This is a genomic window from uncultured Sutterella sp. (assembly GCF_937923675.1).
In the GTDB taxonomy this organism is placed as follows: domain Bacteria; phylum Pseudomonadota; class Gammaproteobacteria; order Burkholderiales; family Burkholderiaceae_F; genus Sutterella.
In genome coordinates, this window is record NZ_CALDXB010000006.1 from 1 (window position 1) to 9,991 (window position 9,991).

8 protein-coding genes are annotated in these 9,991 nt (G+C 53.9%); 6 read left to right on the plus strand and 2 right to left on the minus strand.

The features are described from left to right. Window positions 1-267: 267 nt before the first annotated feature. The 3 genes from pepT to Q0106_RS00380 all read left to right on the plus strand — a co-directional run bounded on the left by pepT (window position 268) and on the right by Q0106_RS00380 (window position 3,002). Window positions 268-1,554, plus strand: a complete 1,287-nt coding sequence (gene pepT, locus Q0106_RS00370; protein ID WP_297607477.1) for a peptidase T — start codon at window positions 268-270, stop codon at window positions 1,552-1,554. 90 nt (window positions 1,555-1,644) lie between these two features. Next, window positions 1,645-1,797 (plus strand): AraC family transcriptional regulator, encoded by a 153-nt coding sequence (locus Q0106_RS00375; protein WP_297607479.1) that lies wholly within the window; start codon window positions 1,645-1,647, stop codon window positions 1,795-1,797. A gap of 56 nt (window positions 1,798-1,853) precedes the next feature. Beyond that, window positions 1,854-3,002, plus strand: a complete 1,149-nt coding sequence (locus Q0106_RS00380) for an AAA family ATPase (RefSeq protein ID WP_297607480.1) — start codon at window positions 1,854-1,856, stop codon at window positions 3,000-3,002. A gap of 1 nt (window position 3,003) precedes the next feature. On the opposite strand, the gene Q0106_RS00385 is transcribed toward Q0106_RS00380, so the two are convergent. Both Q0106_RS00385 and Q0106_RS00390 read right to left on the minus strand, forming a co-directional pair. Next, window positions 3,004-3,297 carry a hypothetical protein gene (locus Q0106_RS00385; protein ID WP_297607482.1) on the minus strand — a complete coding sequence of 98 codons (294 nt, stop codon included), beginning with the start codon at window positions 3,295-3,297 and terminating at the stop codon, window positions 3,004-3,006. 143 nt (window positions 3,298-3,440) lie between these two features. Then, entirely contained in the window at window positions 3,441-5,921 is a 2,481-nt protein-coding gene (locus Q0106_RS00390; RefSeq protein ID WP_297607484.1) for an excinuclease ABC subunit UvrA, read from the minus strand. 385 nt (window positions 5,922-6,306) lie between these two features. Between Q0106_RS00390 and Q0106_RS00395 the strand changes: the two genes are divergently transcribed. From Q0106_RS00395 to Q0106_RS00405, 3 genes are all read left to right on the plus strand, one after another. Further along, window positions 6,307-8,577 carry a hypothetical protein gene (locus Q0106_RS00395; RefSeq protein WP_297607486.1) on the plus strand — a complete coding sequence of 757 codons (2,271 nt, stop codon included), beginning with the start codon at window positions 6,307-6,309 and terminating at the stop codon, window positions 8,575-8,577. After that, window positions 8,577-9,518, plus strand: coding sequence for an OmpA family protein (locus Q0106_RS00400; RefSeq protein WP_297607488.1), 942 nt, complete (start codon window positions 8,577-8,579; stop codon window positions 9,516-9,518). Before Q0106_RS00395 ends, Q0106_RS00400 begins: the two co-directional genes overlap by 1 nt. Next, window positions 9,518-9,991 (plus strand): hypothetical protein (locus Q0106_RS00405; RefSeq protein WP_297607490.1); only part of this gene is annotated, 474 nt, incomplete at its 3' end. The genes Q0106_RS00400 and Q0106_RS00405, both read left to right, overlap by 1 nt.

The window sequence follows — 9,991 nt, forward strand, 5'->3', positions numbered from 1 at the left end:
CCTGTAAACTCTGAAATTTTCAGAATTTACAGGCATTTATTTTATGGAAGTCCCCATAAGTTATTTTGCGTATTTTAATAATGAATACAACACTATCTATAGGTGTATCTCCGTAGTGAAAAAAGGTATCGGACCGTTGTGACAGAGGGTTTGCACTAGTTTTGAGCGTTCGGCCCAAAAACGCACTGCGCTCAATACTTATGCGGGGACTAAACTTCGAGACATTTCCCTTTATTCGGGAAAACATTTTCTCTTCGGGAGTCGTTTATGCTGGAAATGAGCTATTACGGGAATTTTTCGAAATCCGAATTTGAGTCGCTGCCGCTGATCCTGCAGCGCTTCCTTTCCTATACGCAGTACGACACGACGAGCGACCCGCAGTCGCCCGACTTTCCCTCAACCAAAGCGCAGCTTGCCTATGCGGCGCTTCTCGAAAAGGAATTCCAGTCTGCGGGCGTCCGCGAGACCCGCGTGACGCCCTACGGCATCGTCTACGGCTGGATCGAGGCGACGAAGGGTTATGAAGAAGCGCCCGCGCTCGGCCTCATCGCGCACATGGATACGTCGCCCGAGGCGAGCGGTGCGCCTGCTAAATGGAAGGTGATCGACTACGCGGGCGGCGACATTCTCCTCAACAAGGAAAAGGACATCGTCCTTTCGCTCGACCGCTTCCCCGAGGTCGGGAAATATGCCGGCGAAAAGCTCGTCGTCACGGACGGCACGACGCTTCTCGGCGCGGACGACAAGGCTGGCATTGCGGTGCTCGTCGAAACGGCGAAGTACTTCGTCGACCACCCGGAGATTCCGCATGCGCGTTTGTGCTTCTGCGTGACGCCTGACGAGGAAATCGGCCGCGGAACCGCGAAATTCGATCCGCAGGAGTTCGGCGCCACTTATGCCTACACGGTGGACGGCGGCGAACGTGGGGGCTTTGATACCGAAACCTTCAATGCCGCCATGGTGACGGCCCATTTCGAAGGCCTCAATGTTCATCCGGGGTCCGCGAAGGACAAGATGGTAAACGCCATCCGGATGGCGATGGACTTCCTCTCGCGCTTCCCGTCGGAAAGCGTCCCCGAGAAGACCTCGATGTATGAAGGGTTCTTCCACCCGATCGGAATCACGGGCGCCGTGCGCGGCGTCGACGTCAGAATGCTGATCCGCGACCACGACAACGTGAAGTTCGAGGACAGGAAGGCCTACGCGAGGAAGGTGGCTGAGGAGATGAACAAGGTCTGGGGCGGACGCGTCACGCTCACCGTGAAGGACCAGTACTACAACCTCAAAAATTATCTCGAGCATTTCCCGAAGGTCTGCGACATCGCGCGCGAAGCCTTCCGCCGGGTTGGGCTCGACATTGTGGAGAACCCTGTGCGAGGCGGTTCCGACGGCTGCCGCATCTCCGAGATGGGTCTGCCCACGCCCAATTTCTTCACGGGCGGGCTCAACTTCCACGGCGTTTACGAATGCCTCCCGGTGGAGTCGCTCATCAAGTCCCATGAGGTTGCTGTGGAGCTCGGGAAAATGTCTGCGGAAGTGACGACGCTTCGTTGATTTTCGGGACCATCTGCTGAGCAGAAAGGACCTGATCCTTTAGGAATCAGGTCCTTTCCGCAGTTTAAGGCTCCTCTTTGACTAAAACAAATGCGAAGCGTCGCAATTACGGCCCAGTCGGTGGGCTATCAGAGCGCGAGTCAGTTTACGACTGACTTCAGACGTATCTTCGGACGCACGCCGCGAGAGGAAGTGATTCACCACGGCTCGGTCGGCTATGCGTCGAGCCCCGTTTCATTCTGAATCCTTATCCGGGACCAGCTCAGATTCCGGATTCACTTTCAGTCCGATGGTCTCTCGTGACGAATTCTTATATTCAGTCTCTTTCCATTGAGAATGCATCGTTTTCCGACATTCGAAGAAGAAATCTTCTCTATGTCGACAAAACTGCCATGATCGCTGAGATAGCCGGATTACATCAGAGCTTCTTTCTGGTGAGTCCGCCCGGTTTTGGGAAAACACTTCTCCTTTCTGCATTCAAATCCTTATTCTCACAAGGTGCCTCTGCATTTCGTGGATTGAAGGCGGGAGAATCATGGGTCGATGATATTTGCTCTGCAGTCAGTCTCGATTTTTCGCTGGCGGAGAATTTTACTGATCTCAAAGAATTTGAATCCAAGTTCTGCAGAATCATTCAGTCTGTATTCGGAAAAGCAGGATTTGAATCTTCCTCGAAGAATGCCGGCGATCTTTGCGAGGACTTGAGTTTATGGCTTAGAAAGCAGCCCGAGGAAAGCATTGTTCTATTGATTGACGGCTATGATGCGCCCTTGCTTTCAGTACTGCCGAATCGTTCTCTATTCCTCCAGGTCAGGATGATTCTTGCGGATTTCTATTCGGTCATTAAATCACGGGAGCCGATCTGGAGATTCTTGCTTCTTTCCGGAACGACGAAGTTCATCCACTCCGGAATTTTCGGCGATTTCAATATCTGCACGGATCTCAGCGCCCTTCCGAAATACGGCTCTCTTCTTGGGTTCACCGATGAGGAGCTCGACCTTTATTTTGGCCGTCGGCTGGAGGCCGCTGCTGAAGCCCTCAGCATGTCGCCTGAAGACCTGCGTGAAAGCTTGCGGGACTGGTATGGCGGATATTGCTTCGAACCGACGCTCAGACATCATCTCTATTCACCGTCGTCGATTCTCAATTTCCTTTCTCATCCGGAATCCGGCTTCAAAAATTTCCGGATGGAGAGAGTAGGGCAGTCATCAGCACTTCTCAATTTCGTCAAAGAGCATTCTTCAGGAAGTCTTTCTCTCAGCAATGAAGAAATTCCGGTTTCTATGATAGAACTGGATTCGACGCAGGATATTGACAGAATAAGTGATCTGGCTCTGCTTACTAATTTTGGATTGCTCGCGATTGGACGGATTGAAGGCGGTACTGCTTTTTTAAAAATACCGAATAGAGAATCCGGAGAATGCATAGACCATCTTTATTCGAAATAAATCAATCATCCTCGTCCTTCCAGGCATCCGGGACTATCAATCGCCCTTTGTCGTCAACATGAGCATGGAGGAGGTTCGGATTTCCATAATTGATCTTCGGCTCATGACGCCGGTTGGACGGGAGCTCTCCGGTTTCAATAAATTGATAAACCAATTTTCTGAGCACTTCGGTTTCGCTGAGTCCTAATGAATTTGAGATCTCAGCGAATGTTTCTCTCTCTTCCGGAGAAAGTTCAACCTTGAGTAAAACGTATTTTTTCGTCATCGGAATTCCTTCGATATGAAGTGTCACCATTCTGCGCTCTTAAGAGCTTGCGTTTGATCAAGGAGACATTGAAGACATTTCTTCATTTTCAACATTTTTGCCGCGGCATCCAGGCAGCAGCTTGAATGATGCTCTGAATGGAGGCATGCCGCATAGATTATTCATTCGAATGATCAAATGAACCTTCCGGTCTGACTCTCCGGCGTTTCTTTGATGTCTGCTGGAGTTCCTGATGCGACAATTCGGCCGCCTTCAGTTCCGCCTCCGGGACCAAGGTCAATGATCCAATCGGCGTTTCTGATGACGTCAAGGTCATGTTCAATCACTATCACGGTTGCGCCGTTTTCGATGAGTCTCTGGAAGACTTTAAGGAGCGTCATGACGTCGAGCGGATGAAGGCCAATCGTCGGCTCGTCGAAAACGAAAATGGCGTCCGACTGGGTCTTTCCCATTTCGGAGGCGAGCTTCAGGCGCTGCGCCTCGCCGCCGGAGAGCATCGGCGTAGCTTCGCCGAGCGTCAGGTAGCCGAGACCGAGATCCTCAAGGGTCTTCAGTCGCTGTGAGACGAGCTTCAGGCCGTCGCAGGCCTTGAGGGCGCTCGTGATGTCCATCGCCATGATTTCCGGGAGCGAATAGCTTTCGTCCTCCTTGTTCCGGTGCTTCACTTTCTGGGCGTCGGCCGCATAGCGTGAGCCCCGGCATTCAGGGCAGGGGATGTCGACGTCCGGAAGGAACTGGACGTCGAGACTCACGATGCCTGTTCCGTCGCAGACCGGGCACCTGAGCTTTCCGGTGTTGTAGGAAAAGTCGCTCGCTTTCCAGCCGAGCGCTTTGGCGTCTTCGGTACGGGCGAAGACCTTTCTCAGTTCATCGTGAACGTTCGCATAAGTGGCGACGGTCGAGCGCACGTTGATGCCGATGGGCGTTGCGTCAACGAGCTTCACCTGCCGGATCTCCGGAGCTTCAATCGACTTGACGTGCGAGGGGAGGGGCTTTCCGGCGAGCTGCGCCTCAAGCGCAGGTACAAGCGATTCAAGAATAAGCGTTGATTTCCCGGAGCCCGAAACGCCAGTGACGACCGTAAGGCGACCCTTCGGGATCCTCACGGAGAGCGGATGCACCGTATGGATGCTCTCAGTTTCCATCTTAATGACGCCGAGGTCGAACATATGTTCCTTCGTCGTCATGTCGCGGCTGCGGATCGTTTTGCCGGATAGGAAGGGACCTATCAGGCTCTTCGGATCGGCTTCGATTGCCTTAAGAGGCCCCTCTGCAATCACAGTGCCGCCGCCGGCACCGGCCTCCGGTCCCATTTCGATCATCCAGTCCGCAGCATTCAGAATCTCGACGTCATGGTCGACGAGGACGACGGAATTGCCGTCGCGGATCAAGTCCTTCATCACGCCGATCAAACCCATGATGTTTGCCGGATGAAGACCGATGGAAGGTTCGTCAAGGACGTAGAGCACGCCCGTCGTTCTGTTTCTGACGGCGCGCGCGAGCTGCATGCGCTGGCGTTCCCCAGTTGAAAGCGACTCGGCGGAGCGGTCAAGCGTCAGGTAGCTGAGCCCGAGGTCGAGGAGTCGCTTTGCAGTTTCGAGGAACGAGGCGCAGATGTTTTCTGCCATCGGACGCATCGGTTCCGGCAGCGTCTCAGGCACGCCCTTCACCCAGAGCACGAGTTCGGAGAGCGTCATGCGGCAGGCGTCGTCAAGGCCGATCCCCCGGAGGCGCGGAGCCCGGGCGGCTTCCGAGATTCGGGAGCCATGGCAGTCCGGGCAGACGTCTTCCTTCAGGAACTTTGCAACGCGCTTCATGCCGGCGTCGTCCTTCACTTTGGCGAGCGCATTTTCGACGGTGTAGACCGCGTTGTAGTAGGTGAAGTCGAGTTCGCCCGCGGTCTGGATGTCGGAGTGCTTGGGCTTATAGAAGATGTGCTTCTTGACGGCAGGGCCGTTGAAGACGATGTCTTTTTCCTTTTCAGTCAGGTCCTTGAAGGGAACGTCGGTGCGCACGCCCATGGCGCGGCAGACGTCTGTCATCAGGGACCACATGAGCGAATTCCAGGGAGCGACAGCGCCTTCATCGATCGTGAGGTTCGGATCGGGGACGAGCGTGGAGCGGTCGACGGTTCTCACAATCCCGGTGCCGCCGCAGGTGCGGCAGGCACCCTGGCTGTTGAAGGCGAGATCCTCAGCGGAGGGCGCATAGAATTCCGCGCCGCAGACGGGGCACTTGAGCGGCTTCCCCGCAGCAACATTAAGGCTCGGCGGCACGTAGTGGCCGTTCGGGCAGCGGTGGCTCGCGAGCCTCGAGAACATTAATCGAAGGCTGTTCAAAAGTTCGGTGCCCGTACCGAAGGTGCTTCGGATTCCGGGGATACCGGGCCTCTGGCGAAGCGCAAGCGCTGCCGGCACATAGAGGACTTCGTCGACGTCAGCCTTCGGGGCCTCCGTCATGCGACGGCGCGTATAGGTTGAAAGCGCTTCAAGGTAGCGTCTTGAACCTTCGGAATAAAGAATTCCTAGCGCAAGCGAAGATTTGCCTGAACCCGAGAGGCCGGAAACGGCCACGATTTTGCCGAGAGGCACGTCCACATCGATATTCTTGAGATTGTGAACGCGCGCGCCGCGGATTTGAATGGTGTCGACCATAAGATTTGCCGAAACGGAAGAGATTCAATGCCTGCAAGTCTAGCTTCGGCGCAAACCGTGGTCGTGACGCCGGCAGAAAAGCTTGTTTAAAGGCTTGAACCGTGGTCAAGGATATGGGACCAGAGTCCTTCGGAAAAGTCAATATTCAACATAACGACTATTATGATGAATAATTTATAGCGGCTTTCATGAGACTTTGTCCGATTAACCGATCAGCGCGATTTACCCAGTGGTTCTGTAAAATTTCTGAATTCTCTTCAGAATTACTGCAACCAGCTAATTTGATGACGCGTACTGGTTTTCTCTCTCGGTATCGGCAAGATTAAAACCGCTTACTCCATCTGAATTCGCTCCCATTCGTTCTTTTCAGTTGACGCAAGATTAAATGTCCTTTTCCGCATATTGCAAGTTGATCTTTTCTCTGATAATGATCGCCGTATTGTGTCTGGTGGCCTTTTTCGTTATTAGAGAGTTCCCTCATCAACTTGTCTCCCAAGACGTCACTTACTTTCTCTGCGCAATCATTGGGTTGATTTTTATTTGGGCTGCCTACAAATACTGGACATTAACGGGCGGTCTATTGGACAAACTTCAAACCGCCATCGATGTACTTGAAGCGAACAGTCTATCGCCCGCAACATGGGAAGCCGTAAACATTAAATTTGAGGGTAATCCTTTAATCGCAGGACCATGGAAGCGTTTCGTACGGGAAAGCCGCGTGACGGCTGACTCCTGGATCCAGGGTGAAGACGGTCTTATTGCCGTCAACTCCCCTCGCGCCTACCTGAATGAAGACTCGCTTTACCTGGCTAACGTGAATGCCGGTCTCTACGCGGCCATCCCTGGGATTCTGACGGGTGCAGGTCTTCTTTTTACCTTCACCGGGCTCTCTGCGGGCATCTCTCTTGGGTCTCAAGGTCTCGCGTCGACGCATCTCGATTTGTCTCTTCTCCTTGAAACGCTTACAAACCTCCTGAGCGGTGCTGGTCAGGCTTTCCTTACATCTCTGGTCGGGCTCCTGTTGTCGCTTCTTTTCGTATTCGGCTCAAAGCACCGTCACAATGCCCTGCTCGTCAGCATCGAGAAGCTGAATGAAAAAATCGAAGACGGCATTACCATTCTTTATGCCGAGGCCCTTCAGTATGAATCCGGGAAGCTCCTCGTCGATCAGGGCAAGAAGATGACAAGCCTTACCGATGAAGTGAAGCTCAAGCTTGACGCGCTTTTCACGCAGCTTCTCGATGGGATTAAAGCTGAAAATGAAGCCGAAGCTGCTGAGCGGAAACGAGCTCAGATTGAGATTGTTAAAGCCATCAAATCCATCGAGGCCGGCATCAGCTCGATGTCTGAAAATCAGGTCAAGCAGATTGAAGGCGTGATGAACGAGGCAGTTTCGAAGCTTTCGGATATCGTCGAATCGCAGCTCCACGCCATTTCTGCCGGTCTTACTGATTCCGCCAACGCGATCAGCGCCGCGTCTGCTGAATTCAAGAACGCCTTCCTTTCCATCAATCAGAAGGTGGCGGGTGCAGTCGAAGCCACGAAGCAGCATGTCACGGAAATGGAAAAGGCCTTTGACCTTGCGAGTGCCGAGATCGAAAACCGTGTTGGCGCTCTCAAAGAAGTGCTCGACGCCTCTGCAAATCGCCTCGATGAAATGGCTAAGGACCTTCAGACGAATGGCGTCTCCTTCGGCGATGCGCTCAAGGCTTCGGCTGACGCTGCGAAGAGCAGCCTGGCCGCCGGCCAGGAGGCTATCGAAGGCGCTGCCGGGAAAGCTGCAGAAAGCTTCGCCACGATCGGTCAGGCGGGCGACGTTTTTGCTGCCACCATCAACCAGGCCGGCGTTGATTTCTCCAACTCGAGCGACGATGCCGGCAAGCGCTTCGGCGATCATGTCGACAAGGCTGCCGAGTCGATTACTGGTCTCATGGGCCGCCTTGAATCCGGTCAAAAAGCGATGGTCGGAAATTTAGGCGCCCTGCTCGATGCCCTCAGGAACTATCAAAACACGATAGATGAAACGTCTCGTCTCTTTGCTGAGGCGCAGTCATTTGAGGAATCAATCAAGAAGGCCGCTGCTCTTGTCGCTTCGAGCGCTGAGACAAACGCCGGTACGCTCCAGAAGACGTCCACCGAGCTTGGCGAACGTCTTAAGGAGACGCTTGAGAACGTCGCGGAATCGAGTGCCGGCATCACTGAACAGCAGCAGGCGATTCAGTCCAGCCTCTCAAACATGATCACCAATGCCGAGAAGATCCAGGAGATCACAATGACCCACTTCTCGAACATCACTCAGCAGCTCGACGTTGTCCATCAGGGCCTCAAAAAGCACCTTGAAACGGCCGATTCTCAACTTGCGAACGCCGTTTCGAGCATGAGCTCCGGGCTTGACCACTGGATCGAATCCCAGGATGCAGCTTCTGACAAGATGCTCAAGACTGCTCGAGGCTTCAACGGCCTTTATGGCAATTTGGACGAAGTCCTTACGGATATGAATAAGCAGCTCGAAGTCATGAAGGAAGCGATGCGTAATCAGTTTGCCCTTCTGATTTCGTACAAGAAGGAACTCAGCGAACTCAGCAAAACTGCCTCTTCTCTAAGAAACACGCAGGCCGTCGCTTCGGGATCTTCCAACGCTGCAGGAGGTAACTGATGCCGAGAACCAGCATACGGCATCAAGGCAGCGAGGGTCGGTCCGAAAACTACCTTGCGAGCGTCTCGGATTTGATGTCGGCGCTTCTCTTTGTCTTCATCATCGCCCTCGCCTGCGCCATCATTCAGGCGCAGAGCGCTGCGAATGATGCTGAAGATGCTCAGACCAGAGCAGAAGCCGCGGAAACCCAGGCCATGACGGCTCACAAGCAGGCAGAAACTGTCCGCAGTCGTCTCGTGGAGGTGGAACAGCGCCTTCGCGGGAACAATGTTGCCCGGGCAGGGCTTCTCATGCACATCAAGGAAACGCTTGACGCAGAGTTAGGCATTCAGGTTTCTATCGACACGAGCAAGGGCGTGCTGCGGCTCCCTGAAGAAGCCGTCACGTTCAGGAAGCAAAGCTACGTTCTTGAGGATCCATACCTTGAGCGCGTTGCTGAAATGGGAAAGTATTTCGCCAAGGTCCTCCCCTGCTACCGTCCGGCTGGTAAGGACAACCCTGCCGGCGCTGCGCCCTTCTGCCGGACCCTCAATCCCAACGGCAATCTCCTTGATGCTGTCTTTATTGAAGGTCACACTGACAATCTTCGCTTCCGCGGCGACACGAGCAACTGGCGAAACCGCATGCTTTCTGCTTCTCGGGCCAACTCGGTATTCGAGGTCATGGTGCTCGGCAATTCTGAACTCGCCAATATGACGAATAGCGCCGGTGAATCCTTGTTCTCTCTATCCGGGTACGGTGCGGATCGTCCGCTGCCGAATCACGACCATGCCGAGCCGACGGATGATCAGGCGAACCGCCGCATCGAGTTCCGCTTCATTTTTGAAGAGCCGAAGCTGCGCGATGAAGAAGCCAGGATGATTGCCGCGCCCGACCTCGCGCAGAACGCTTCTTCAGACAAACCTGCATCTGCCTCACATCAACCTAATAAGGCCCGCTGATGCGTTCATGGACCGATCTTGAAATCTTTCTAAAGAAGGTCAGCCTTCGCGTCTCGACGTCGAAGTACAACCGCATGAAGCAGATCAACGATGTCTCGCTTCGTCTGCAGGACAAGTGGGAGTTCTACGGTCCTGTCGGTCCCGATCTTCGGGAGATCTGGTCTCGTCTTGATCGTTGGGGAGATCAAGCGGACATTCAGCCAAACGAGGTGCAGGCTGCTGTGCGCGTAGCTCTCTTCGGCGCCGGCGCCGACTGCCAGCCCTTGTGGAAGCGTCCGGGGATCCTCACGTATCTGCAGAAACTAACGCTCGAAACAAGCAATCGGCGTGCTGCAATCTGCTTCGCCCTTGGTTTTTGGGAAATATGGCCGGAGGACATCTCTTTATCTAAAAAACTTATAAAGACTGTCGAGGCAGTGAAGAAGTTGGACCCATCGCTTTCCGACGCAGTTGAGCACAAATATTTTAATTAC

Coding starts and splice junctions, on each gene's coding strand:
- pepT (WP_297607477.1), top strand. CDS start 268: ATGCTGGAAATGAGCTATTACGGGAATTTTTCGAAATCCGAATTTGAG.
- Q0106_RS00375 (WP_297607479.1), top strand. CDS start 1,645: ATGCGAAGCGTCGCAATTACGGCCCAGTCGGTGGGCTATCAGAGCGCG.
- Q0106_RS00385 (WP_297607482.1), bottom strand. CDS start 3,297: ATGGTGACACTTCATATCGAAGGAATTCCGATGACGAAAAAATACGTT.
- Q0106_RS00390 (WP_297607484.1), bottom strand. CDS start 5,921: ATGGTCGACACCATTCAAATCCGCGGCGCGCGCGTTCACAATCTCAAG.
- Q0106_RS00395 (WP_297607486.1), top strand. CDS start 6,307: ATGTCCTTTTCCGCATATTGCAAGTTGATCTTTTCTCTGATAATGATC.
- Q0106_RS00400 (WP_297607488.1), top strand. CDS start 8,577: ATGCCGAGAACCAGCATACGGCATCAAGGCAGCGAGGGTCGGTCCGAA.